The sequence below is a fragment of the Halorubrum distributum JCM 10118 genome, from assembly GCF_000337335.1.
Lineage (GTDB): Archaea > Halobacteriota > Halobacteria > Halobacteriales > Haloferacaceae > Halorubrum > Halorubrum distributum.
The window spans coordinates 52,109-77,415 of sequence record NZ_AOJN01000063.1 but is presented as its reverse complement, the minus strand read 5'-3'; the positions used below and the strand labels follow the sequence as shown (position 1 = coordinate 77,415).

Annotated in this window: 24 protein-coding genes; 17 read left to right on the top strand and 7 right to left on the bottom strand. The window is 70.1% G+C overall.

What is annotated here, in order from left to right:
* The first annotated feature begins 113 nt into the window (after positions 1 to 113).
* The 6 genes from C466_RS14390 (at position 114) to C466_RS14370 (ending at position 4,697) form a co-directional block, all read left to right on the top strand.
* A complete protein-coding gene (locus tag C466_RS14390; protein WP_004599113.1) occupies positions 114 to 878 on the top strand; it encodes a hypothetical protein in 765 nt (254 codons plus the stop codon).
* Positions 875 to 2,053: a hypothetical protein gene (locus tag C466_RS14385; protein ID WP_004599114.1), complete on the top strand. Its 1,179-nt coding sequence runs from the start codon at positions 875 to 877 to the stop codon at positions 2,051 to 2,053. The genes C466_RS14390 and C466_RS14385 overlap by 4 nt, the downstream gene beginning before the upstream one ends.
* The gene (locus tag C466_RS14380) at positions 2,053 to 3,114 is read left to right on the top strand and encodes a signal peptidase I (protein ID WP_004599857.1); all 1,062 of its coding nucleotides are present in this window, start codon (positions 2,053 to 2,055) and stop codon (positions 3,112 to 3,114) included. Before C466_RS14385 ends, C466_RS14380 begins: the two co-directional genes overlap by 1 nt.
* Positions 3,114 to 3,653 (top strand): RodZ family helix-turn-helix domain-containing protein, encoded by a 540-nt coding sequence (locus C466_RS14375; RefSeq protein ID WP_004599116.1) that lies wholly within the window; start codon positions 3,114 to 3,116, stop codon positions 3,651 to 3,653. Before C466_RS14380 ends, C466_RS14375 begins: the two co-directional genes overlap by 1 nt.
* Positions 3,650 to 3,808, top strand: coding sequence for a hypothetical protein (locus tag C466_RS16820; RefSeq protein WP_159358103.1), 159 nt, complete (start codon positions 3,650 to 3,652; stop codon positions 3,806 to 3,808). Before C466_RS14375 ends, C466_RS16820 begins: the two co-directional genes overlap by 4 nt.
* A gap of 91 nt (positions 3,809 to 3,899) precedes the next feature.
* Entirely contained in the window at positions 3,900 to 4,697 is a 798-nt protein-coding gene (locus C466_RS14370; RefSeq protein ID WP_004599117.1) for a ZIP family metal transporter, read from the top strand.
* 314 nt (positions 4,698 to 5,011) lie between these two features.
* Here C466_RS14370 and thiD read toward each other — a convergent pair whose 3' ends face one another.
* On the bottom strand, positions 5,012 to 5,956 hold the full coding sequence (thiD, locus tag C466_RS14365; RefSeq protein ID WP_004599856.1) for a bifunctional hydroxymethylpyrimidine kinase/phosphomethylpyrimidine kinase: 945 nt from the start codon (positions 5,954 to 5,956) through the stop codon (positions 5,012 to 5,014).
* 115 nt (positions 5,957 to 6,071) lie between these two features.
* Between thiD and C466_RS14360 the strand changes: the two genes are divergently transcribed.
* Complete coding sequence (locus C466_RS14360) at positions 6,072 to 6,731, top strand: DsbA family oxidoreductase (protein WP_004599119.1); 660 nt, start codon at positions 6,072 to 6,074, stop codon at positions 6,729 to 6,731.
* Between the two features lie 24 nt (positions 6,732 to 6,755).
* On the opposite strand, the gene C466_RS14355 is transcribed toward C466_RS14360, so the two are convergent.
* From C466_RS14355 to C466_RS14340, 4 genes are all read right to left on the bottom strand, one after another.
* Complete coding sequence (locus C466_RS14355) at positions 6,756 to 7,622, bottom strand: phosphatase PAP2 family protein (protein ID WP_004599120.1); 867 nt, start codon at positions 7,620 to 7,622, stop codon at positions 6,756 to 6,758.
* Positions 7,619 to 9,529, bottom strand: a complete 1,911-nt coding sequence (locus tag C466_RS14350; RefSeq protein WP_004599121.1) for an ABC transporter substrate-binding protein — start codon at positions 9,527 to 9,529, stop codon at positions 7,619 to 7,621. The genes C466_RS14355 and C466_RS14350 overlap by 4 nt, the downstream gene beginning before the upstream one ends.
* Before the next feature lie 115 nt (positions 9,530 to 9,644).
* Positions 9,645 to 10,835, bottom strand: coding sequence for a hypothetical protein (locus C466_RS14345; RefSeq protein WP_004599122.1), 1,191 nt, complete (start codon positions 10,833 to 10,835; stop codon positions 9,645 to 9,647).
* Between the two features lie 83 nt (positions 10,836 to 10,918).
* Positions 10,919 to 11,221, bottom strand: coding sequence for a DUF7091 family protein (locus C466_RS14340; RefSeq protein WP_004599123.1), 303 nt, complete (start codon positions 11,219 to 11,221; stop codon positions 10,919 to 10,921).
* Between the two features lie 140 nt (positions 11,222 to 11,361).
* Between C466_RS14340 and C466_RS14335 the strand changes: the two genes are divergently transcribed.
* Both C466_RS14335 and C466_RS14330 read left to right on the top strand, forming a co-directional pair.
* Positions 11,362 to 11,793, top strand: coding sequence for an HIT domain-containing protein (locus tag C466_RS14335; protein WP_004599124.1), 432 nt, complete (start codon positions 11,362 to 11,364; stop codon positions 11,791 to 11,793).
* 77 nt (positions 11,794 to 11,870) lie between these two features.
* Positions 11,871 to 12,707 (top strand): P-loop NTPase family protein, encoded by an 837-nt coding sequence (locus C466_RS14330; protein ID WP_004599125.1) that lies wholly within the window; start codon positions 11,871 to 11,873, stop codon positions 12,705 to 12,707.
* Between the two features lie 36 nt (positions 12,708 to 12,743).
* Here C466_RS14330 and C466_RS14325 read toward each other — a convergent pair whose 3' ends face one another.
* The gene (locus tag C466_RS14325; protein WP_004599126.1) at positions 12,744 to 13,265 is read right to left on the bottom strand and encodes a DUF7858 family protein; all 522 of its coding nucleotides are present in this window, start codon (positions 13,263 to 13,265) and stop codon (positions 12,744 to 12,746) included.
* Positions 13,266 to 13,428: 163 nt separating this feature from the next.
* Between C466_RS14325 and C466_RS14320 the strand changes: the two genes are divergently transcribed.
* The gene (locus C466_RS14320) at positions 13,429 to 14,442 is read left to right on the top strand and encodes a transcription initiation factor IIB (protein ID WP_004599127.1); all 1,014 of its coding nucleotides are present in this window, start codon (positions 13,429 to 13,431) and stop codon (positions 14,440 to 14,442) included.
* 336 nt (positions 14,443 to 14,778) lie between these two features.
* Here C466_RS14320 and C466_RS14315 read toward each other — a convergent pair whose 3' ends face one another.
* Positions 14,779 to 15,624, bottom strand: coding sequence for an HFX_2341 family transcriptional regulator domain-containing protein (locus C466_RS14315; protein ID WP_004599128.1), 846 nt, complete (start codon positions 15,622 to 15,624; stop codon positions 14,779 to 14,781).
* 128 nt (positions 15,625 to 15,752) lie between these two features.
* Between C466_RS14315 and C466_RS14310 the strand changes: the two genes are divergently transcribed.
* From C466_RS14310 to C466_RS14280, 7 genes are all read left to right on the top strand, one after another.
* The gene (locus C466_RS14310; protein WP_004599129.1) at positions 15,753 to 17,381 is read left to right on the top strand and encodes a GTPBP1 family GTP-binding protein; all 1,629 of its coding nucleotides are present in this window, start codon (positions 15,753 to 15,755) and stop codon (positions 17,379 to 17,381) included.
* A 286-nt stretch (positions 17,382 to 17,667) separates the two neighbouring features.
* Complete coding sequence (locus C466_RS14305; protein WP_004599855.1) at positions 17,668 to 19,554, top strand: ABC transporter substrate-binding protein; 1,887 nt, start codon at positions 17,668 to 17,670, stop codon at positions 19,552 to 19,554.
* A 271-nt stretch (positions 19,555 to 19,825) separates the two neighbouring features.
* A complete protein-coding gene (locus C466_RS14300) occupies positions 19,826 to 20,914 on the top strand; it encodes an ABC transporter permease (RefSeq protein WP_004599131.1) in 1,089 nt (362 codons plus the stop codon).
* A 1-nt stretch (position 20,915) separates the two neighbouring features.
* A complete protein-coding gene (locus C466_RS14295) occupies positions 20,916 to 22,466 on the top strand; it encodes an ABC transporter permease (protein WP_004599854.1) in 1,551 nt (516 codons plus the stop codon).
* Positions 22,466 to 23,554, top strand: a complete 1,089-nt coding sequence (locus C466_RS14290) for an ABC transporter ATP-binding protein (protein ID WP_004599133.1) — start codon at positions 22,466 to 22,468, stop codon at positions 23,552 to 23,554. Before C466_RS14295 ends, C466_RS14290 begins: the two co-directional genes overlap by 1 nt.
* Positions 23,551 to 24,885, top strand: coding sequence for an ABC transporter ATP-binding protein (locus tag C466_RS14285; protein ID WP_004599134.1), 1,335 nt, complete (start codon positions 23,551 to 23,553; stop codon positions 24,883 to 24,885). Before C466_RS14290 ends, C466_RS14285 begins: the two co-directional genes overlap by 4 nt.
* A complete protein-coding gene (locus C466_RS14280) occupies positions 24,869 to 25,267 on the top strand; it encodes a DUF7555 family protein (protein ID WP_004599135.1) in 399 nt (132 codons plus the stop codon). Before C466_RS14285 ends, C466_RS14280 begins: the two co-directional genes overlap by 17 nt.
* The last annotated feature ends 40 nt before the right edge of the window (positions 25,268 to 25,307 follow it).

Genomic DNA, 25,307 nt, shown 5'->3' with positions numbered 1-25,307 from the left:
GACGCCGGACCGGCCGAGTAGGTCGCGCATACATACGACCGCGGTGAGGGTAGGAGAGACGGGAAGGGAGAGGGAACCGACGAAACGGCCGTCCGGAGCCGCGACGACACACAATGACACAGAAAGAATCGGGACTCACGCGGCGGGAGGCACTCGCGGGCGCCGGAGCCGTGGGCTTCGCGACCCTCGGGGCCGCCTCCGGACGGCGGACGGGGACGGACAACTGGGACGAGTACACGGACTACACGTACGCCCAGACGGACACGCCGCTGAACCTGCTCGTCGGGTGGCGGCGCACGGAGAACGGGACGGCCGTCGGTTCGAGCCCGGTCGGCGCCGTCGACGACATCGGCGCGGCCGGGGTCCGGCTCGTCGACGTCGACAACGCGCTGCCGGGCGATTACGGGACGGCGAGCGTCGGGCTTCGGCTCGAAGACCCGGAGGACACCGCCCGCGTGTGGCTGCGGATCGATCCCGGGCTCGACGACCCCGACGACGCGAGCGCCGCGCTCGCGGAGCGCATCGCGCTCACGGTCCGACAGGATACCGGGATATTCGGCGTCGGCAGCTGCGGCGGCGCGGAGGGCGAGTTCGCGAGCGCAGGCGAACTGATCGCCGACGAGACGCTCGCGGACATCGACGGGTCCGCGCTCGCCGACGGCGTCGAACTGCGCCCGGGCCTGCTCGGCGACGGCTGCCTCGCCCCCGGCGAGCAGCGCTGTCTGACCGTCGAGTGGGAGTTTACCGGCGAGGGCGGCAACGCCGGACAGGGCGGCGCGCTCGACTTCATCGTGCAGTTCGCCGCCGACGAGTGCGGCTCCGAGGGGAACCCCTTCGAGACGAACGTGGAGGGCGACACCGCCGGAGGCGGCGTATGACTCCCGGAGAGGAGGAGAAGGGGCGCCCGAGCGGACTGAGCCGCCGCCGGCTCCTCGCCGGGATCGGCGGCGTCGGCGCGGTCGGGATGGCGAGCGGCCTCGGCACGGGCGCGTACCTCGCCGACCGGGAGACGTTCCCGGACAACGCCTTCGGCGCCGGCGCGGTCGGACTGACGGTGGACGGCGACCCCACGGACGGGACCGTCACCGTCGGTCCGTTCGCGGTCGACCGGACGACGTTCGACGGTCGCCCCGAGCCCGAGCGGTTCGAGGTCGGAGCGTCGGCGAACCCGGTCCGGGTGTGGCTCGCGACGCGATGCCCCGACGGCGACCCGCTCGGGGACGCCCTCGAAGTCGAGGTCGTCGTCGACGGCGAGTCGCTGACGGGCGGCTACCGCCCCCTCGCCGAGGTCGAGCGCGACCTCGCGACCGGGCGGCGGGTCGACGCCGGCTGCCTCGACCCCGACGGCGGTCCGATCGTCGTCGAGGTCGCCCCGTATCTCCCGGCCGACTCGCCCGACGTCGGTGGGAAGGAGACCGAACTGACGGTCCGGCTGTACGCCGAGCAGTGCCGCCACGTCACGGAGGAGCAGGCGAACGCGCCGGGGGCGAACCCCTTCGCGGGGGTCGTCTGCGAGGGGTCGGAGGCGGACTGCCCCGGGTGCGTCGAGTTCGGGAAGGCCGACTTCGGCGGGTCGACCGCGCCGGGCGACGTCCTGTCGCTGGAGATGATCCTCGACGGCGCGGGGCCACACGAGATCGAGATCACCGAGGTCGAGACGAAGGACGACGGCGAGGTCGTCGGCGTCGCGTTCCGGCTTCGGGACGCCGACGGGAAGCCGGGGCCGGACATGTGCTCCGTGGCGATCAAGGGCGGACCGGACCGGAACCCCGATCCCGTCGATATCGATCCGGCGTCTCCAGAGACGGGGGCGGTCGTGTTCGCGCCGCGTAACCCCACCAACGGCAAGCGGTACGGGGTCAGCAACGTCACCGTCAGCGTCTGCGCCCGCGACAGCGAAGCCGAGGAGGGTGGCGGTACTTCTCCTGACGGTGACGAGAGCAGGAACGGCAACGGCGACGGTGCCGGCGGGAAAGACAGAGGCAGGTCCGGGAACGGGAACAGTAGCGGTCGAAACGACGGCGGCGAAGACGGCGACACGGAGGCGAACTGATGACAACCATACTCACATCACCACGGACGAAGCGCGCGGCGAACGTACTCGGGATCGTCCTGTTGATCGCGCTCGTCGCGCCGTTCGCCGCGTACGCGGCCCCCGAGGTCGTCGGCGCCGACGAGAGCTTCGTCGTGCTCACGGCGAGCATGACGCCCGCCATCGCGCCGGGCGACGTGGTGATCGTCGCCGACCGCGACCCGGCCGCGATCGCCGAGGGCGACGTGATCACGTTCATGCGGGGCACGAGCGAGGTGCCGGTGACACACCGCGTGATCGACGTCGTCGACGAGGGCGGGGCGCTCGCCTTCGAGACGATGGGCGACGCCAACGAGGGGCCGGACCCCGGGCTCGTCCCCGCCGGCAACCTCGTGGGCGCGGTGACGCTGACGATCCCGTACATCGGGTACGTCATCCAGTTCGCGGGCACCCGGGTCGGGTTCGTGGCGCTGGTGCTGCTCCCCTTCGGCCTGCTCGCGGTCACCGAGGTCTGGTCGATCGTCCGCGGCCGCGACGGCGCGGAGTCGCCGGCCACCGCGACGGTAAATCCGGACGGAGAGCCGGTCGGCGGAGGGGACGCCGAGACGGCGGCGTTCGAGTTCGCAGCCGAGCCCGAGCTCGCCCCGACGGCCGCAGCGACCGACGCGAGCGGTTCCGGCGGCGTCTCGGTCGACGCGGTCGGCGGCGCGGCGGCGGTACTCGCCGTCTTCGCTCCGTACGCGGCGTACGTCGCGTTCGAGCTCCGGAGCGCCGCCGCGATCGCGGTCGCGGTCGCGGCCGCGACGCTCCTGTTCGGCGCGCTCGCGACGTGGGTGCCGGCGAGCGGCGTGCTCGACCGGAGCGTTCGGAGCGCCGCGTCGGAGTCGGAGGGCGACGCGTCGGAAACGGCCGCCGACGGCGGGGTCTCCGAGAGCGACGCGGATTCCGACGAGATCGATGCGGAAGCCGACGGGACTGACTCGGCGGCGGTCGCGACGGGCGAAGAGCGCGTGGAACCGGACGAGTCGGCACCGGTACGGACGCCGACAGCACGCCCCGACGCCGCCGGAGAGGTGGACTGATGCCCGCGAACCGCGGGCTCGTCGCGCTCGTCGCGCTCGTCGCGCTGGCCGTGTTGGTGTGGAGCGTCGCGTTCGCCGGCGGGGCCACGGTGGCGGTCCTCTCGGCCGGCGTCGACGTGACGACGACGTTCGAGACGCCGGAGGAACTGAGCGAGGTCAACGAGTCGAGCGGAAGCGGGTTCGCCGTGGCGACCGCCCCCGTCGAGAACGGGACGACCGCTGTGGGAGAGAACGGGACATCGGCGGCGGCGAACGGCACGGAGACCGTCGGGAACACCACGGTCCCACCCACTGAACAGAACGCCACGGTCCCGCCGACGGACCAAAACGACTCGACGCCGGCGACGAACGAAACCGAGACGGACCAAAACGACTCGACGCCGGCGACGAACGAAACCGAGACGGACCAAAACGACTCGACGCCGGCGGGGAACGCGACCGTCGAGGGGTCGACCGCGCCCGACGCGAACGATGTCGATGCGGTCGCGGTTCGTCACCCCCCGGACCCGTCGCGGTCCGGCCAGGGAGCGCGAACGTGACCTTGCCGAGCCGGCCGCGGGAGCGTCTCGGGAAGGGCGACGTACGGTCCGACGGGCGCTGCTCCGTCCCCGGGGCGAAACTCACCGCGCTGTTGCTGCTCGTCGCGCTGCTTCTCCTCCTGTTCCTCGCCAGCCTCGTTCGGATGCTCGGGTGAACTCGCAAACGGCGCGGCCGGGACGCGGTTCCCAGCCGGTGGCCGCGCCCGCCGGAGTTATGGGCGGTACCGGCGTACGACCAGCCGACGAATGACTGCCTTCGACGCCTACGCGTTCGTCTTCGTCGCCGGGCTGATCACGGCGCTGGCGACCGGGATCGGCGCGCTCCCGTTCTTCTTCTTCGAGGCGATCAGCGACCGCGGGAACGTGGCGCTGTGGGGGTTCGCGTCGGGGATCATGCTCTCCGCGTCGCTGTTCGGACTGGTCCAAGAAGGGCTCGCGGAGGGGACGCCCGTCGAGATCGGGGTCGGAATGCTCGCGGGCGTCGCGCTCGTCGTCCTCGCGCACGAGGTGCTGGTGGACGCAGAGATCGATCCCAAGGAGTACGAGGAGGCCGACTTCAAGAAGCTAATTCTGATCCTCGGCGTGCTGACGGTCCACAGCTTCCCGGAGGGGATCGCGGTCGGCGTCTCCTTCGCGGACCTCGGGCTGTCGGGCGGCACCGCGCTGTTCGGCTTCACGGTCCCGCTGCTCGCCGTGTTCATGACAGTCGCCATCTCGATCCACAACATCCCCGAGGGGACGGCCATCTCGATCCCGCTGCGGGCGATGGGCGTCTCGAAGTGGAAGATGGTGTGGTGGTCGATCTTCTCCAGCCTCCCGCAGCCGATCGGCGCCGTGATCGCCTTCGCGTTCGTGCGGTACGCCCGCGAGTTCCTCCCGTACGGCTTCGGCTTCGCCGCGGGCGCGATGATCTACCTCGTCCTCTCGGAGTTCGTCCCCGAGGCGCTCGAAACGGGCGCCGACCTCCCGCGCGGCGGCAAGCCCGTCCTCGTCGGCGGGATCGCGCTCGGCGTCGCGCTGATGGTCCCGCTCGCGTATTTATAAGCGACGGACAGCGGCGACGAGATACTTTTAAACGAGTGCGGGAAGCGACGAATTTTTTATAAATGAACGGTGCGGTCGGCGCGTGCCGACGAGCGCCCGCAGGGCGCGAGTCGCACGCGCGAGGGAGTCGGGCNTGCGGTCGGGTGGGACTCAAAGGGGCAGTCGCGAGGACGGCGCAGGCGACGCGAGCACCGCAGGAGCGAGTGGAACGAGCGACGAGGAGCGCGGCGAGCGTGCGCCGTCCTCGCGACTGGGGCTTTGGAGGCGTTCACCGTGCCGTTATTCATTTATAAACAATCACCCGATTCGACGGCTCACTCCTCGCCCAACACGGTCGGGTTGACCGCGCCCGGGCCCTCCCCCACGTCGTAGCCGCGGCGGACCGCCTCAGTCATCTCCTCGACCGCAACATCAACCGCTCCGCGGACCGACTCCCCGCGCGCTAACCGCGCCGCGATCGCGCTCGATAACGCACAGCCGGAGCCGTGCGTCGCATCGGTGTCGATCCGCGGCGTCTCGAAGCGGTCGACGGTCGGGCCGCCGGACTCCGAATCACCCTCCGCGCGGACGAGCGTGTCGACGACCACGTCCTCCCCNGTGTCGATCCGCGGCGTCTCGAAGCGGTCGACGGTCGGGCCGCCGGACTCCGAATCACCCTCCGCGCGGACGAGCGTGTCGACGACCACGTCCTCCCCAACTGCCCCCTCGCTCAGGTGCCCGCCCTTCACCAGCGCCGCGTCCGCGCCGAGCGCGACCAGTTCCCGCCCGGCCGCCTCGGCGTCGGCCGGGGTCTCCACCGGGTTGCCGGTCAGCACCGCGGCCTCGTCCACGTTCGGCGTGACGAGCGTCGCGGCCGCGACCAGGTCCTCGTAGGCGTCCTCCGCGGCGGGCGAGAGCAGCCGATCGCCGGTCGCCGCGACCATCACGGGATCGACGACGAGCGGGGCGTTGAAGTCCGCGACCAGCTCCGTCACCGTCTCGACGACCTCGGCGGTCGCCAGCATTCCCGTTTTGACCGCCGCGACGTCGAAGTCGTCGGCGACCGCCGCGTACTGGCTCGCGACGTGGTCGGCCGGGAGCGGGTTCACGTCCTCGACGCCGCGCGTGTTCTGTGCGGTCGTCGCCGTCACGACCGACGCCCCGAAGACGCCGTGCGCGCGCATCGCCGTCAGGTCGGCCTGAACCCCCGCCCCGCCGCCGCTGTCGCTGCCGGCGACCGTCAGCGCGACCGGCGGATCGACCGGGTCGTACTCGGACATACGCGGGAGTACAACTTGGTGATATTAATTGGTGGTGGTTCGGGCATCCTCGGCTCTCTCGGACGCCGCCTGCCGTCGCCGAACGACCTTTTCGGCTCCGCGGCGTAGCGTGGACATGGCAACCGACTCCGACGCCGCGACCGCCGCCGACGAGCCCGAGGCGATCACCGTCTACTCCGACTACGTCTGTCCGTTCTGCTTCCTCGGACGGCGGTCGCTCTCGAACTATCAGGAGACGCGCGAGGAGCCGCTCGACATCGACTGGCACCCGTTCGACCTCCGCGCGGGCCAGCGCGGGCCGGACGGCGAGATCGATCACGACGCCGACACGGGGAAAGACGAGGAGTACTACGAGCAGGCGCGCGAGAACGTCCGCCGGCTTCAGGAGGAGTACGGCGCCGACGAGATGCAACTCGAGCTCGCGACCGACGTCGACTCGCTGCCCGCGCAGATCGTCTCGGTCCGCGTGCGCGAGACCGCGCCGGACGCGTGGCTCGCGTTCGACGAGGCCGTCTTCGACGCGCTGTGGCTGGAGGGGCGCGACATCGGCGACCGCGACGTGCTGGCGGACATCACCGCCGACGTCGACGGGCTCGACCCCGAGGTCGTCGACGAGGCGCTCGGCGACGGCGACCTCCGCGAGCGCGTGACCGACATGTTCGACGCCGCGCGGCGACAGGGCGTCACCGGCGTCCCGACGTTCGCGTACGACGGTCACGCCGCCCGGGGCGCGGTCCCGCCGGAGCAGCTCGAACGGCTCGTCGAAGGGGTCTGAGGTCGGCGGGAGCGGGCGCGCCGATCAGTCCTCCGCGGCGGGCTCGGACCCGGAACGCCTTCCCTCCCCCGCGTCGCTCGCCTCTGCGGCGGCGTCCCGGGGCTCCACGAGGCGATACGCGAGCACGACGCAGCCGAACGCGAGCGCGAAGCCGGCGACGACGTCGGTGAGCCAGTGGATGCCGAGGTACATCGTCGCGATCACGACCGACAGCGAGAGCGGCACCGCGACCGCCGTCCACAGCGGGTACTCGTCGCGCGTCAGGACCGCGAACGTCCCGACGGTGACCGAAAGCGAGGTGTGCAGCGACGGGAAGACGTTCGAGTTCTGGTTCACCTCGCTCGCGAGCAGTATCACGTCCGGCTGGTTGGTGAACAGCAGCGGCGTCACCATGTCGGGCATCACGTTCCGCGGGCCGTGCGCGAACACCAGGGTGTAGAGGACCAGTCCGATCCCGTAGTTGAGCGCGTACGCGACGAGCAGTCGCCTGAGATCCGCGGTTCGAGGCAGCGCGAGGTACGCGATCGCCGGGAACGCGACGAGGAACGCGTACCCGTACACGTACACCCGCGAGAAGTACGCGGTCAGCGCGGGCGACGCGAACGTCGCCTGGACCCACGCGACGAAACCGCCCTCCAGCCCGTAGATGAGCGCCGTCGCCTGGATCCCGAAGAGCCTGGAGACGTCCAGCAGTGCCGGGCGGCCGACCGCGCTGGCGAGAAGCACCACGCAGACGAGCGCGACGGCGCGACGCGCGTCCCAGATCCGCCCGCGGAGCCCGTCCCACGTCTCCCGGAGCCGGGCGGGACCGATCACCGCGACGCTCGCGGCGGCCAGCATCGCTCCGACCCACGCCACGACCGACGAGAGGACGGAGAGGAACGGACTCATTGCGCCCGCGAAAGCAGCCGCCCTTCGCTGTCGAAGCGATACCCGATGTCCCGCAGCGCCGCGCGAGCGGCCTCGACGTCCAGCGATCCCTCGTCGTCGAAGAACGGGTGAACGGGGTCGGTCCCGTCAGTCCACGCCAGCGAGTCGGGGACCGCGTCCGGCGACGCCGCGAGCGGGGAGGCCGCCGCCTGCGCGTACCCCTCGAACGCCTCGTCGACGACCGCGGACTTGTCGATCAGCCGCGCGATGACCGCCCGGAACCGCGGGTTCGACAGCGGGCTCCGCCGCACGTTGTAGCCGACGTGGTAGAACGCCGCCGACCGGCCGCTCACGAGCCGCGCGTCGTCCGAGCGGCCGATCCGCGGGACCGACTGGGGGCCGAGGTTCGAGACGGTCGCGTCCGCGAGCCCCTCGGCGACCGACTCCACGGCCGAGATGTCCGACGGCAGCACCTCGATCCGGAGCCGGTCGAACGCCGGCTTGCCGTGGTACCGGGGCGGGATCCCCGCTCGCGGGTCCGTCGTCCCCCCCGAGGTCTCCGAGTCGGCGTCGGGCGCCGGACGGACGAGGAAGTGGTCGGGGTTGCGCTCGAAGACGACCGATTCCCCGGCTGTCGCCTCGACGAACCGCAGCGGGCCGCTCCCGACCGGTTCGGGGTTGTTCGTGACGACCGCCTGCGTCGTCTCGAAGTCGAACTCGAAGCCCCCGATCGTCGCCGGGTCGGTCCGCTCGGACCAGACGTGTTCCGGGAGGATCGGCACCCGGAGCGCCCGCGCGGCGACCGTCTCGTTGACGTCGGGCACGGTGAGTCGGACCGTCGCGTCGTCGAGGACCCGCTCGTCCTCGACGAGGGAGCTCCGCCCGCGGAACCGCGGCGTCGGCACCGCCGTCTCGACGCCCCCCAGCGAGGTGTCCCGGAGGAACCGGTAGGTGAACGCGACGTCGCTCGCCGTCACGGGCTCGCCGTCGTGCCACCGGGCGTCGCGGAGCGCGACGTCGACGGTGTTCGCGCCCGGCCGCTCCCAGTCGGCCGCCAGCCACGGGACGGTCGACTCGCCGTCCGTGCGGACGAGCGGGTCGTACAACAGGCCGGTGAACGTGCCGTACTTCCGGTACTCCGCGGCGATCGGGTTCCAGTTCTCCGTGATGCGGTCGTCGGTCGTCACCAGCCGGAGGGTGGCCCCGCCCTCGCCGTCCGCGCCGCCCGCCGTCGCCGACGAGGTCGCGTTGTCGTCGTCCGCCGTCGTGTCGCCGCCGCCCGACCCCCCGTCTCCCGCCGAGTCGGCGTCGGGGACGGCGTCGAGGCCGAGGAGTCCGGTGACCGACACCGGCTGGCGGTCCTGGGTCCACCCCTCGAACCGCGCCCCCTGGACGGCGGTGAGCGCGTCGGGGAACGCGACGACGGAGAAGGGTTGGAGGTCACACACCGTCTCCTGAAGCGCGTCGACGGCGTCCGACCGGTCGTTTCCGGCCGTCCGGCGCTGTCGCTCCAGCAGGTCGTCGACCGCCATCTCCGTGATCCCGAAGGGGTTCTGCCACCCCGGCTCCGCGACGAACTGCGAGTGCGTCAGCCCGTACAGCGCGTCCGAATCGAACGGTTCCGTCTCCACGAACTGCCCGACGTAGAGGTCGAAGTTCTGGTTCACGAGCACCTTCCGCCACAGGTCGGTCTGTCCGACGGTGTTGAGTCGGACGTCGATGCCGACCGCGGTCAGGTGCTCTTCGAGCTGTCTCGCGATCCGGATCCCGTTGGGGTCGCCGTCGGCCGGCGTGGTGTTGATCTCCAGGGTCAGCTGCGAGCGGGGGTCCCGTCCGGCGATGTTCTCCGTACGACCGAGACAGCCGGCGCTGGCGGCCGCGAGGCCGAGCCCTGCGAGCGCCGCTCGTCGACTGATCGGTCGCGTCATCCGTTCGTTTCCCCCTGTTTTCAGTCGCCGGATATATCTCTTCTGTGCTGTCGCCGCGCCGAGGTGTCGCGTCGGTGCGACGGACCGCCCGTGCGTCCGGAGCGGCCCCTGTCGATCAGATCACGTCCGCCAGCGGGAGCGCGAGCCCGATCGCCCACGCCAGCAGTCCGACGACGGCGACCGGCCGGTCCCCGGCCGCCCGCCCGATCGCGACGACGCCGAGCCCGGCGAGCAGCGCCACCCGGTGGACGACGAGGGCGGGCGGGACCGCCACCCCGAGCGCCGCGAAGTCTGCGACGAAGCCGCCGCCGAGGCCGACGACGACGGCCACCGAGGCCGCCTCGGGGGTAGACCGCGGCGCGCGCCAGACGACCAGCGCGGGCAGCCCGAGCGCGAGGACGAGGTACAGCGGCGCCGCGATGCCCTTCGGCGACACGCCCGGCAGCGCCGCCTCCAGCGTCACGCCCGCGAAGCGGACGCCGACGAGGACGACGCCGAGCGCGAGCCCCAGCGTCGCGGCTGCGGCGTGTCGCTCCGCGTCGGTCCGGAGCCGGCCGAGGAGGTCGGCGGCCGCCTCGCGGGTCCGCCGGCGGAGCAGCGCCCCGGCGAGCGCCGCGGTCGCCGCCAGTTCGATCACGGAGAGCCAGCCGTCGCTGCGGCCGCCGTCGATGCCGCGGTACTCGCGGCGGACGTCGTTCGCGCGGCCCGACTCGATGAACTCGTCTTCCAGCCGCGTCGCGGGCGCGTCGATGTCGGGGACGGTGTGCCGGAGCCGGAACCAGTCGTAGTACTCCTCGTGGGCCTGTATCGCCGTGTAGGCGCCGTCGGGGGACTCGTACGCGCGGAGGTGGTCGCGGACCCCGAGGTACGCCCCGTCGTGGAGCTCGAACGTCTCGGCGAGCCAGACGCCGCCAGTCGGTCCCTCGACGTAGGAGTAGCGGAGCGAGCTGTGAGCGTCCCGCCAGTCGCGGCCGACGAACTCGCGGATCTGGTCGTCGCCCGCCGTCGCCGCCGCCTCGCCGGGGTCGGTCTCCTGCCAGTCCGCGGCCGCGTCGCCCTCGATCGCGGCCCGGGTCGTCGCCGCGTCGGCGTGGAACACCACGTTGATCGCGAGCGTGCGCCCCTCGACGGTCCGGCTCCGACTCGTGTACGGCCAGAGCCGGTAGTCGCCGTCGACCTCGATGAGGCGGTCGTCCGCCACGTCGCCGACCGTCGGCTCCTCGGCGACACCGGCGAAGAACCCGGAGAGGACGAGGCCGACCCCGACCACGAGGAGGAGGGCGACGACGACCCCGATCCGTTTCATGCGCCTCACCAGAGGCCCGGAACACAAACCTGTTCGGGTGGGCTCGTCGCGCTACCGCCGAAATATCCCGCGGGTCGCGGCGGTCACCACGTCTCGACGACGACGTCGCGAACGTCCTCGGCGCACCTCTCGCAGTCGGGGTGGCCGGACTCGAAGCAGGCGGGTCGTCCCTCGGCGTCGACCGGCACGGTCCGGCGTTCCGCGTGACGGCGACAGACGATGCGGGCCGCGCCGGCGTCGTCGGTCGGGAGGCCGAACCGCGCCGCCGCGGCCGCGTCGCCCTCGGGGTCGTCGCGCCCCTCGGCGTAGGCGCGTCTGGCCTCCTCGAACTGCTTGCCCGCCTTCCGGAGCTGCTGGCGGATGACGCGTTCGAGCCGGTCGTCCATACCGCCCGTTTCGGCGCGGCGGATATAGGTCCGTTGGCGACGCGGGCAGCTGTCGGTCCTCGGCGGGGGTACGGGGCGGCGAGCACCGACGAACCGCGGCCCGGGAAACCTTGATGAGACGCCCGAGCGATCGCTCGGGTATGTCCGACGACTGTATCTTCTGTTCGATCGTCGCCGGGGACATCCCGGCGCGCACCGTCTACGAAACCGACGCCGTGCTCGCGTTCTTGGACGCGAACCCGCTCGCGCGCGGGCACACCCTCGTGATTCCGAAGTCGCACGCGCAGCACGTCGGCGACCTCGACGCCGACCTCGCGAGCGACCTGTTCGACGCGGTCGCGTCGCTCACGCCGCGGATCCAGGACGCGGTCGACGCCGACGGCGCCAACGTTGGCGTCAACGACGGCGAGGCCGCCGGCCAGGAGGTTCCACACGTCCACGTCCACGTCGTCCCGCGGTTCGAGGGCGACGGCGGCGCGCCGATCCACGCGGTGGCGGGGGAGCGACCCGACCTCTCGGACGACGAGCTCGACGCCGTCGCCGACGAGGTCGCGGCCGCGATAGACGGGTAGGAGGCGCGACGGACCCGCGGCCCGCGCCGCCGCTCGCCTTCGCGGTTTTTACAAACGGCCTCCGGCGAGAGCGGCACATGCAGGCGACGACGCTCGCGCTGGTCGGGGCGACCGGCGGCGCGGGGACGACGCGGACCGCTGTCGAGCTGGCGGCGATGGGCGCGCGCGACGGCGACGACGTCGCGGTCGTCGACGCCGCGTTCACGACGCAGGGACTTTCCGAGTACGTTTCCGGACGGATCGACCCCGACCTCACCGCGCTCCTCACCGAGGATCCGGACGCGGCGCTGTCGGCGGCGGCGTACCCTCTCGCTGGGACCGGTGCGAGCGCCGAGCGGTCGAGTTTCGGCGGCGGGAGCGGAGGCGACGGGAACGAGGGCGACGCGCCGGACCTGCCGGGACGGGTCGACGCGATACCCGCGAGGGCGCCGTTCGAGCGCGTCGCGCGGGCGAAGACCGCCGAGGCCGCCCGGAAGCTGGAGCGGCGGGTCGACGAGGCGGCGACGACGTACGACGCGGTGGTCGTCGACGCCGCGCCGGTCGGGTCAAACGAGGCGGTCGCGGCCGCCACGACCGTCGACCGCGCGGTCGCCGTCAGGCCGGCGACGGCCCACGGGCGCGACGCGGTCCAGCGGCTCCGCGGGCGGATCGCCGACGTCGGCGGGAGCCTCGACGCGACGCTCGCGGTCGAGCGAGCGGGGTCCGGCGGTGAGAGCGACGGGGAGCGCGACGGCGACGGGTCCGGCGTCGTCCGCGTACCGGAGACCGATCCCGCCGTGGCGGCCGCGCCGACCGCGGCGACGGGAGATGACGCGTACGCGCGGGCGATCGCGGCCGCCTACGAGACCGCGTTCGACGCGTCGCTCGGCGTTGAGTTCCCGGAGCCGGGGCTCGTCGAACGGTTCACTCCCTGAAACGGGTCGAAGGAGAGCCGAACCGCGGCGCGGAACTCAGCGGAGGCCGTCGCCGGCGCCGAGCGCGTCGCCGAGGGGGTCGTCGGCGCCGAGGCCCTCGCCGAGCGGGGCGGAGCCCGCGACCTGCGCGTCGACCGCCTCCGCGACGGGCTCGACCGGGTCGTGCGTCTCGACGTACGTCGCCAGCGCGAAGTCGGCCTCGTCGCCGCCGGTGAGCTCGACGGCCTCACTGCGGGCGGTCCGACCCGCGAGCCAGTCGCGGACGACGTCGCGGCCCGTGGGCGAGAGCGGGCAGACGCCCGCGACGCCGCACCGGTGGAGCGCCTTCGCGGCCGTCATCGGGGAGACCCCGGCCTCGCGGGCCGCGTCGCCGACGCTCCGTCCGGCGGTGTAGGCGTCGACGAGCGTGGCGGTCGCTTCGGGCGTACACGGGAGCGACTCGGCGTGATCCGACAGGCGGTCGACGAGCGGCGTCTCCGTGTCGTCCGCGAGCGCGACCCCTCGATCGCGCTGGCGCGAGGTCACCTCGACCCCCGCCGCGATCTCCGACAGCGTCATGCGAACCGATGGCTCGGCAGGATGGTTAAAACCACCGTACTGCGGCGCCCTCGGCCGACCGATCACCGACCGGTAACCGGTCGGTTCGCGCGCCGCGATCCGGCCGATCGACCGCCGATTCGCCCGGGTTTAAGTAAGGCATCGGGCCGGAGTTCGACGTGTGATGAGTGACGCACGCTCGACCCGCGTTCGTTCGCCCCGGACCGAGACCGACGACGCCGCGACCGCCGACCGCGCCGCGACCGCGGAGCGCGCCGCGACCGCAGAGCACGCCGCGACCGCGGAGCGCCCCGCCACCGCCGAGGAGTCCGAGGAGGCCGGCGACCGGGAGACCTGTCCCGAGTGCGGCGGCCGCACGCGCGCCGACGCGGCGGAGCGCGTCTGCGCCGACTGCGGGCTCGTCGTCGAGGCCGACCGGATCGACCACGGCCCCGAGTGGCGGTCGTTCGACGACGACGACGCGAATCCGAAGCGGACCGGTGCCCCCCTGACGCGCTCCCGCCACGATCGCGGCCTCTCGACGGAGATCGGGCGGTCGACGAAGGTGAAGGGGCGCAAGCGCCGGCGGCTCGCCCGGATGCGGACCCAGCACAACCGCGCGCAGATCTCGACGAAGCGCGACCGCAACAAGGTGTACGCCTACACCGAGATCCGCCGGCTCACGGGCGTCCTAGAGCTGCCCGACAGCGTCCGCGACGCCGCCTGCGCGCTGTTCGACTCCGCGCAGGAGGAGAGCCTGCTTCGCGGCCGCTCGCTGGAGGGCTTCGCGGCCGCCTGCGTCTACGTCGCCTGCCGGACCGCCGACGTGGCGCGCACCGTCGGCGAGGTGTGCGCCGAGGCGAAAGCGACCGAGGACGAACACCGGGCCGCCTTCGACGCGATGAACCGCGAGCTCGGCCTGCCCATCGCGCCGAGCGGCCCCGCGGAGTACCTCCCGCGGTTCGCCAGCGACCTCGGCTGCGATCCGGCCGTCGAGCGCCGCGCCGGCGAGCTGGCCGAGCGCGCGGTCGAGGAGGGGATCGCGAACGGCCGCAACCCGGTCGGGGTCGCGGCGGCCTGCCTCTACACCGCGGCCCGCGAGCTCGACGCGGAGTGTACCCAACAGGAGGCCGCGGACGTCGCCGACGTGACGCCCGTGACCGTCCGGCAGACGTACGTCGATCTGACCGAAGAGTGAGTCGGAGAAACGCCGACGGGAGCTCCGCCGGCCGTGACGGTCCGCCGGACGGCCGCGGCGGCGTCAGCGGGGATCGTCGCCGGCATCCGGCCGGCGGCGACGGCCGGTCGCCGCGAGAGGGGACCGGGGCGACCGGGAGCCGATAGCGGACAGGCGGTGTGGAGGGCGGGGAGGGCGCCCCGACCGCCCGGCGGGCGTCACGCATCTAAGTCGAGGTGCGGGGGATAATTCTACGTTAGCCGTCGATAGTTCGGACAGACCGAACAACGCGTTCGGGTCGGACGGCTCGCGGCGTGCGTTTCGACCGGTCGCCGCTCGTCGGCCGAGATGGCTCCGCTACTCGCCGATCTTGTGCTTGAACGCGAAGAAGACGCGGCGGCCGGTCTCGGTGAGGCGGACGGTGTCGGAGCGCCCGATGTCCTCCAGTTCGACGTAGCCGCGCTCGCGCAGCGGCGAGAGCACGTGCGTCTCTAAGGCGCGGTACTTCGCGGTCCGGCTCTCGCCTGCCTCGCGCAGGAACGTGAGGTCGCGCTCGCGCGCCCACTCGATCAGGTTCCACTTGTCCGTGGTCAGGTTCTCCTCCGCGCGCTCGTGGAGCCGACCGAGGACGGCCACCTGGTCGGTGGTGGGCGCGTCCATCGGGTAGATCGGGAGGTCGACGGTGCGGGCGACGCCCTCGGTGAGCGGCTCCTCGCGCCGGTCGTGCCGGTGGCGCTCGGGCTCGACGCTGTACGGGCGCGCGCCGACGATCATACACGCCAGCGCGACGCCGACCGCGGCGATCCGCGGTCCGGTAGAGACGTTCCCGAAGAGGCGGTCGCCGTCCGCCGCGCTCGCCTGGTGGCGGGCGGCGACCGTCGTCGTCACGCCGAGGGCGTCGTACACGTCCGCGAGCGCGACGGGGATCGGCCGGACTTCGGCGAACTCGGCGGCGGCCGTCCACGCGTCGCGCTGGTAGTCGGTGAGCGCGTCGGGGTCGACGCGGGTGTCGGCGGGGTCGGCGGCGCCGGCCGCGTCGAAGTCCACGTCGCCGCGGGCCCCGTCGCGGTCGGGGGCGTCGACGAGGAGGTAGGCGACGTCGGCGCCGTGGCGGCGGAGGGGCTCGACGATCCGGTCGCGCTCGTAGCCGAGCGGGACCACGTGGACGCGGCGTTCGGCGACGCTGGGGACCGAGGTGTCCATATCGTCCTTGTCCGCGGCGGTCGGTTAAATAGCCCGCCGGAGCGCTCCCGAGGCGTCGCGAGCGATCACGTGTCGTGGGGGCACGTACCACGAAAACCGTTAAGCCCGGCTGTCGCCTACGAGCGGACATGAGCGCTGACCGGTCCGCCCTCAGGCGGGCCATCGAGCGCGGCGAGCGGGACGGCGGCGCCATCGAGTTCAAGGAGCGGCTGACGCGCGAGGTCCACCTCGCCGACGGGCGCATGGAGTCGCTCGTGGCCCAGCTCCGCCACCGCGTCCTCTCCGGCGACGGCGAGGCAACCTACGTCCTCGGCGTCACCGACGACGGGGGACTCGCCGGCATCGCCCCCGAGACCTTCTCGGAGACGATGGACGTGCTGTCGCTTCTGGCCGACGAGGCGGACGCCCACATCGCCGACGTCGAGACCTGGAGCGCCGGCGACGGGCGCGACGGCGACGAGGCGGGGCTGGTCGGGCTCGCGACGCTCCGCGACGGCGGCGTGTTCGAGGCCGACGAGGACCACCTCGTCGTCGGCACCGCCGGCCACGTCGACCACGGGAAGTCGACGCTCGTCGGCACGCTGGTCACCGGCCGCGCCGACGACGGGCAGGGCGGCACGCGCGGCTTCCTCGACGTCCAGCCCCACGAGGTCGAGCGCGGCCTCTCCGCGGACCTCTCGTACGCGGTGTACGGGTTCGCCGACGACGCCGACGAGCCGGTCCGGATGGACAACCCACACCGCAAGGCGGACCGCGCCGGCGTCGTCGAGGCGGCGGACCGGCTCGTGTCCTTCGTCGACACCGTCGGCCACGAGCCGTGGCTCCGGACGACGATCCGCGGGCTCGTCGGCCAGAAGCTCGACTACGGGCTGCTCGTCGTCGCCGCCGACGACGGCCCGACCAAGACCACCCGCGAGCACCTCGGGATCCTCCTCGCGACCGAGCTGCCGACCGTCGTCGCGATCACGAAGGCGGACGCCGTGAGCGACGAGCGGCTCGCGGACGTCGAGCGCGAGGTCGAGTCGATGCTGCGCGACGCGGGACAGACTCCCCTCCTCGTCGACCGGCACGGGGTCGACACCGCGATCGCGGAGGTCGGCGACGGCGTCGTCCCCCTGCTGCGGACCAGCGCGGTGACGAAGGACGGGGTTGAGACGCTCGACCGCCTGTTCGAGCACCTGCCGAAGCGCGCGACGCCCGATCGCGAGACGTTCCGGATGTACGTCGACCGCAGCTACCAGGTGACCGGCGTGGGCGCGGTCGCGTCCGGCACGGTGAACTCGGGGACCGTCGAGACGGGCGACGAGCTCCTGCTCGGTCCCATGTCCGACGGCTCCTTCCGCGAGGTGGAGGCGCGGTCGATCGAGATGCACTACCACCGGGTCGACAAGGCGACCGCCGGGCGGATCGTCGGCATCGCGCTGAAGGGCGTCGACGAGGCGGAGATCGAGCGCGGGATGGCCCTGGTCCCCCGCGGGAGCGAGCCGGAGCCGGTCCGCGAGTTCGACGCCGAGGTGATGGTCCTAAACCACCCGACCCGGATCCAGGAAGGGTACGAGCCGGTCGTCCACCTCGAGACCGTCTCCGAGGCGGCCGCGTTCTTCCCGGCGGAGGGGCGACTGCTCCCGGGCGACACGGGCGAGGCGCGCGTCCGCTTCAAGTTCCGCCCGTACCTGATCGAGGAGGGGCAGCGGTTCGTCTTCCGCGAGGGGTCGAGCAAGGGGGTCGGGACGGTGCTGTCGACCGAGGGGGAGTGACGGCCGGAGAGCCGACGCGGACCGGCCGTGGCAAGGGCGGTCGAACGCGCCGTGTTCGACTGCGATTTCGCCCCGACGACGCGGCGGCGACGGACGCTCGTTTCGGTCGTAGCGGAGGCATCCGATCGGAACAAGAGTCGGATTTTCTGCCATCTCTCACGGCACCGAGCGAGTGGGGCCACAGGTTCAGGATCCGGTGAAAAAACTCGGTCCGAACGGTGGGATCGGGTATTGATATCTCAGTACACCGAAAGTATTAATTATTGTTCTTAGGAATCGACTGTGTATGTCTGACAAAGACAATTTCAAACGGCGCCAGTTCCTCCGAGTGACTGGAGCGTCGGCACTCACGGCTAGCATCGCGGGCTGTTCCGGGAACGGCGGCGACGGCGGAGACGGATCCGACGGCGAAGACGGAATGGACGGATCCGACGGCGGAGACGGAGACGACGGCGGAGACGGAGACGACGGCGAGTTGGAACTCCCGTCTTCGTACCCGTACGGAGCGAACGAGAACCGGATCCAGGAGGCCCGAGCGGCGATGGAAGAGGCCGGGTACGGGCCCGACAACCGGTTCAGCCTCGATTGGCTCCAGTACAACTCGCCGGCGTGGGAGGAGATCGCGAATACGCTCCGAGCCCGCCTCGAGTCGGTCTACATCGATATGAACATCAGCAAGGCCGACTTCGGCGCCCTCCTCGAGCGGACCGAGAAAGGCGAGATGGACGCGTTCACCCTCGGTTGGATCGCGGACTACCCGGGGATCAGGAACTTCACGCAGCTGGTCGATCCGGACAACACGGTTTACGACGCCGAAGGGGCGTCGCCGAACGGCGCACGGCTGTTCTGGAGCGAAGACTCCTACACCGACCCCCAAGTCCGTAGCGCGATGACGGAGGCGTTCGCGGGGATCTCGGGCAATCCGGAGAACACCGACGAGGCGGCAAGCGCACGCGGCGACGCGACCCTCCGGCTGGAGAAGCTGCTCTGGGAGTCCGCGGCGCTGCTCCCGGTGTACCACAGCGTCGAGGACCTGTTCTGGTACGACCGAGTCGACTACGACCCGCCGGGCGGGATGGGCGCGTCCCGGGCGAAGACCAGCACGTCCGTCCGCGGGCTCGAAGGCAGCAGCACGCTGAACGGGACGTCCGCGACGTTCAACGCGCTCGACCCGATCGCCTCGGGGAACACGGCGAGCGGCGCCAAGATCATGGACATGTTCGACGCGCCGTTCAACTACGTCAACGGGACGGTCGAGGTCGAACCGCTCCTGATCGAGGACTACTCCACGAACGACGACCTCACCGAGTACGAGTTCACCCTCAAGGAGGGAATCCAGTTCCACGGCGACTACGGAGAGGTGACCGCGGACGATATGGTCTACTCGATCCGACGGCTCGTCGAGTCCTCGAACTCGACGAACACCTACTTCCCGATCAGCGTCCTGAACATCGACCGCGAGGAGGACGAGGACGGGAACGTCGTGCCGGAGTCGGTCGCCGTCGAAGCGACCGGCGACTACACCTTCACCGTCACGCTCCGCGAGCCGTTCGGCTACGCGCTCGAGGTGCTCAGTTACTCGGCGTTCTCGGCCGTCCCCGAGGGCATCGTCGGCGACATCGAAGGGTACGACGGCGACATGACCTTCCAGGAGTTCTCGACGAACCCGGTCGGCTGCGGTCCGTTCGTCTTCGAGCAGTGGGAGTCCGGCGTCGGCGGCGAGTTCCGTGCCTCGGCGTTCGGGGACTACCACGGCGATGCGCCGGCGATCGACAACGTCCAAGACGCGATCCTCAGCGATCCGAACGCGATCTACAATCGGTTCCTCAACGAGAACGCGGACGCCGGCGGGATCCCGACCTCGCAGTTCGATCCCGGGCTCATCGACCTGACGAGCCAAGACGGCGCCCAGCAGACCGGAACGTACGGGCCGCTCGGGAACGACAAGACGGTCAACATGTCGCGGACGCCGACCATCGACACGTTCTACGTCGCGTTCAACATGGAGAACGTGCCCAAGCCGGTCCGGAAGGCGATGGCGTACGTGATGACGCGCGACGACTTCGTCGAGAGCGTGTTCAAGGGCCGCGGCGAGTCCGCGTACCACCTCACGCCCCCGCAGGTCTTCCCCGGCGGCGGTGACGGGTACGCCAACCACTGGCAGGGCGAGTAACCCGCGACAGCGTCGTTTATCGGCTTTGAACCGGCCGTTCGGCCTCCCTCTCGGTCGTTTGATCGATATGGTTAAGAATGGCCACCAGTATCAGTCCATTACGTTTGCGCCCCACAGATTCGACGAACGATCGACAGTCGTTGACGGCACCGACAAGCCGCGCGCGGCGCGTCCGGACCGTGTTACGTTCGTGCGGGCCGGTCCCGGCTAACCAGTCCTCCCAGCCTCAGCCCGTCGGCGAGACATCGGTGCCCGATCCGGTGATCGAGGCATGAATCGAGGAATCTACATACTCAAGCGGTTAGGACTCGCGATCCCGGTGATGATCTTCGGGGTCACGATGTCGTTTCTGATCCTCTACCTCGGGCCGATCGATCCCGTCGGGAGCATCCTCGGTCGACAGGCGACGCCGGCGGACATCCGACAGCTCCGGATGGCGCTGAACTACATCGACTCGGCCGGAAACCCCATACCCTTGTGGGAACAGTACTTCCGAGTCGTCAGCGACCTGTTCCTGCTCGACTTCGGTGACTCGTGGGTCATCCAGCGCGAGACGCCCGTCACCACGCTCATCATCAACCGGATGCCCGCGACGCTCTGGCTCGGGTTCTGGTCGGTCGTCATCGCGCTCGGGGTCGGCGTCCCGGTCGGGCTGTACGCCGGCCTGCGCGCGAACACGTTCCGCGACTACGCGAGTTCGGGGTTCGGGATCATCTGGCGCGCGATGCCGAACTTCTGGCTCGCCGTCATCATCTCCGGGCTGATCACCGCCGGTGGTGCCCTCAGTTTCTACCGCACAGCGATCGTCGAGACGCAGGTCAGCGGGACCCCCGATGCGCTGGGCAACCTGTTCACCAACGTGGAGATATTCAGCGGCATCCCGTACCTGGAGCTGTTGTTCATTCCGGTACCCAATCCCGGCCCGATGTTCGTCGCGTTCAAATGGATACTGCCCGCGGCGCTCGTGCTCGGATCGTCGTCGATGGGTAACGAGGTACGGATCGGACGGACGGCGGTGCTCGAGAGCATCAATTCGAAGTACGTCGAGACAGCGAAGGCCAAGGGCGTGTCACCCCGTCGGATCATCGCCAAACACGTCGGCCGAAACGCGATCATCCCGCTTCTGCCCGTCGTCATGGGCGAGTTCTACCTGTTGATCGGGGGATCCGTCCTCGTCGAGTCGGTGTTCGGTATCAACGGTCTCGGGAATCTCTTCTTCAGCGCGGTGCTGGGGCCGGACATCCCGCTGGTGATGGCTCTCGTGTTCATCTTCATCGTGATCCAGATCCTCTTCAACATCAGCCAAGACCTCCTGTACACGTACATCGACCCGCGAATCAGCCTTGGAGAGCGTGAGTAATATGTCCGATAGACATTCCACCGAGTCGATTCGAGAGGAACTGACACACCGTGATAATCTGTCGCTCACCGCCCGCATCGCGGAGAACCCGGAGCCGTTCGTGTGGTGGGCCGTTCCGATGTTCGTGTTGCTCGCCGTCGAGTTCGCCACGTGGGGCGGGATCCTGGTCGGTATGCTCGACGCGTTGGTCATCGGAGTGACCGGTCTCATCGACATCGTCGTGGGGTTCGTCTCGCCCGGGCTGGCGCAGATCGTGACCGATTTCCAGGCCGGTGTGGTCGGGATGCTCCGCAGCGTGGGGGGGACGCTCGGCGAGTTGCCGACGCTGTTCAGCCGCGAAGTCATCCCGAACCAAGGGCATCAGACCCCGAACGGCGCGTGGCAGGGCACCTTCCTCGGGCTTCAGCCGGCGGTCGCATGGGCTCTCAGGTTCTCGCTCATCATGGCGTACGCGCTCTTTACCGCCTACTGGGCGTTCCGCGGGTGGCTCGTCTACCGCGACCACTACCGCGAGTCCGACTGGACCCCGACGGACGACATCGTCAACAACCTCCGTGGACACCGTTGGGGACAGTTCGGAATCATCGTGTTGGTCGTGTTCCTGACGATGGCGACGTTCGGGTCCGCGCTGGCTCCCTCGACGGTCAGTCAGAACATCCAGAGCCCCTACAGCGACGAGAGCCAGATCCAGTACCTCACGGAGGAGGGAACGGTCGAGACGGTGTTCGCCGGCGACGCCAACTTCGACTCGAAGTCGAAGGGTGCGGTCGATACCAACGTGGGCGTGATGACCTACGACGACTACGGCCGCTTCCACCCGTTCGGAACGCTCCCGAACGGTCGCGACCTGTTCACGTTCATGATGGGCGGCGCCAGGATCACGATGATCGTCTCGGGAATGGCGATCACGGGGGCCGCGGTGGTGGCGATGACGCTGTCGATGCTGTCCGCGTACTACAGCGGGTCGCTCGACCTCGGGATACTCACGGTCGCGGACGGAGTCGTCTCCGTGCCACAGCTGCTGTTGCTGATAATGATGAGCGCGGTCTTCGCGAACACGTGGCTCGGGGCGGTACTCGACGGCGGGTTCCTGTTGGCGCTCATATTCGCGTTCACAACGTGGCCGTTCCTGTGGCGAGCGGTTCGGGGCCCGGCGCTACAGGTCGCACAGGAAGACTGGGTCCGCGCCGCGGAGAGCTACGGCCAACGGCCGCGGAACATCATGCAAAAGCACATGCTCCCCTATGTCCTCGGGTACCTGCTCGTCTACGCCTCGATGTCCGTCGGCGGGATCATCATCAGCCTCTCGGCGCTGTCGTTCCTCGGTAACGGCTTGGGGATATCACCCCCGACGCCCGCCTGGGGACGGGCGATATCGGCCGGGCAGAGCTACGTCTCGTCGCCCTCGTGGCACATCTCGCTGATCCCCGGGCTGATGATCGTGCTCCTCGTCACCGGAATGAACGCCCTCGGTGACGGGATCCGCGACGCCATCGATCCGGAAGTCGAGACCGGCGATGGCGAGGAGGCGGCCGCCGGAGGTGGTGCGTGATGGCCCGATCACAGAGCGCAAGCACGGACGCCACGGACGGCCGCGAGGATCCGATCCTCTCCGTCAGAGACCTCCAAACGGTCTTTTACACGGACGACGAAACGATCCGGGCGGTCGACTCGGTGAGCTTCGACGTCGGTCGCGGCGAGACGGTCGGAATCGTCGGCGAGTCTGGGTCCGGCAAGAGCGTCACCGCCCGCTCGATCATGGGGCTGATCGAGTCACCGGGGAAGGTGCTCCCGGAGTCGTCGATCTCGTTCGACGGACAGGAGCTCACCGACCTCTCGGAGAAGCAGTACCAGTCGATCCGCGGGAGCGGGATCGGGATGGTCTTTCAGGACCCGCAGCAGTCGCTTAACCCGGTCTACACCGTCGGCAACCAGATCCGTGAGTCGCTCGCGGTCAACCGCGACATCACGGGCGAGGAGGCGACCGAGGAGGCGACGAGACTGCTCCGAGCCGTCGGCATTCCGGACGCCAAGCGTCGGTTGGACGAGTACCCGCACGAGTTCTCCGGCGGAATGCGCCAGCGCGCCGTCATCGCGATGATGCTGGCGTGTGACCCCGACTTCCTGATCTGCGACGAGCCGACGACCGCGCTCGACGTGACGATCCAGGCGCAGATCCTCGACCTCCTGAAGGAGCTACAGGAGGAGCGCGGGCTGTCGATACTGTTCATCACCCACGACATGGGAGTCATCGCGGACATCGCGGACCGCGTGAACGTGATGTACGCGGGACAGATCGTCGAGAAGGCGCCCGTCGAAGAGCTGTTCGGGAATCCGCATCACCCGTACACGCGGGCGCTGCTCCGGTCTATCCCGGGCGAACACTCTCGTGCGGACGGGCTCGAAACGATCGAAGGACAGGTTCCGACGCCGAACGAGCCGGCCGATCACTGTCGGTTCGCGCCCCGGTGTTCGAAGGCGTTCGGCGACTGCGAGAAGGTACCGCCGCAGCACGTTGCCGTCAGTGACGCCGAGGACCACACGGCGGCGTGTCTGTTGTACCCCGACGATCTGAGCGAGACGGCGCGCGTGGAGAAACACGTCGAAATAGCGAAGGAGAGTACGGAGGAACACTCATGAGCAACGCAGTCGAGCAGTCGCCCCCGACCGAGGAGTCGGAGGTGCTGGTGGAAGTCGAGGGATTGAAAAAGTACTACGGAGGCGACGGGATGTTCGCCGACCCGCCGGTGAAGGCGGTCGACGGCGTCTCCTTCGAGATCAAGCGCGGCGAGACGGTCGGGCTGGTCGGCGAGTCCGGGTGCGGAAAGAGCACGCTCGGGCGCACCATGCTGGCGCTCGAAAACGCCACCGAGGGCTCGATCAGATACGACGGCACGGACATCACGACGCTCTCCGGGAAGGATCTGAAGGAGTGGCGAAAGAACGCCCAGATGGTGTTCCAAGACCCCGAATCCAGCCTGAACGACCGGATGACGGTCGGTGAGATCATTCGGGAGCCGCTCGACGCGCACGACTGGAAGACGATGAACGACCGCCGCGAGCGGGTGCTCGACCTGCTGTCCGCGGTCGGTCTCCCCGACAAACACTACTTCCGGTACCCCCACCAGTTCTCCGGCGGCCAACGCCAGCGGATAGGGATCGCTCGCGCGCTCGCGCTCGAGCCGGACTTCCTCGTCCTCGACGAGCCGGTCTCCGCGCTCGACGTGAGCGTTCAGGCGAAGATCATCAGTCTCCTCGAGGACCTCCAAGAGGAGTTCAACCTCACCTACCTGCTCATCGCCCACGACCTCTCCGTGGTCCGGTACATTTCCGACCGCGTCGCCGTGATGTACCTCGGGAAGATCATGGAGATGGGCGAAGCGGAGGAACTGTTCGCGGACGCGTCGAACCCGTACACGCAGTCGCTGTTGTCTGCGATTCCAGAGCCAGACCCGACCAAGACGTCTCGCCGGATAACGCTCTCGGGGACGCCCCCGAGTCCGAGCGACGCGCCGGCGGGCTGTAACCTCTCGACGCGCTGCCCGGCGAAGATCAAACCGGAGTCGTACGCCGACCTCGACGAGGACCTCTGGGAGGGGATCGAGCAGTTCAGGGAGGTCGTCCGCGAACGCGCTCGCATCGCGCTCTCGACGGGGGACCGAGTCAGGCGGCGGTTCGACCGATTCGACCGGTTCGACGACATCGAAGAGAGCAGGGCAGACACTTTCGACGGCATCGAGGTGCCGGAGCGGGTCGACGAGGAGATACAGACCGCGGTCAAGATGGTCAAACGGGGGCGGCCGACGGAGGCGCAAGAACACCTCTACGAGGAGTTCGCCAGCGTCTGTGACGACGAACAGCCCGAGATGTACGAGGTGTCCGCGTCGGGTCGGTACAGCTACTGTCACCGGCACGCCGACGAGTACGAGGACGTAGACCCCGTGCTTACGCGCCGTGCAGACAGCGACTAACGCCGACCGGATCAGCGAGTTCGCCGTCTGGGTCGGCGCCGCGTCGGCCGCCGTCGTCGGGGGCTGCGCCGTCGTCGCCTTCGCGTTCGGCGACGGCCTGATCACGCTGAAGTACGTCCTGTTCGCCGTCGGGTTCGTGCTGTTCGGTCTGGGGTCGTTAGCCATTCAGCCCAAGTCGAAGCGTCGTGACCGCGAACGCATCACCCTCGACACCGACGAGGCGTGGGACATCGAGACCAGACTCATGCGGCTTCCCCCACTCCGCGAGCGAACGATTCCGTTCGAAGAGCGCGTGAGTCGCAACGTGAAGACGTTCGTGACGAGCCTGGTCGTGTTGGGCGTGTCGCTGTCGCTCGAACTCGTCGCGGGCGTCGGCGTCTGAAGCGCACAAGCGTTTTACCTCTCTGTAACAGTGCGAGAGC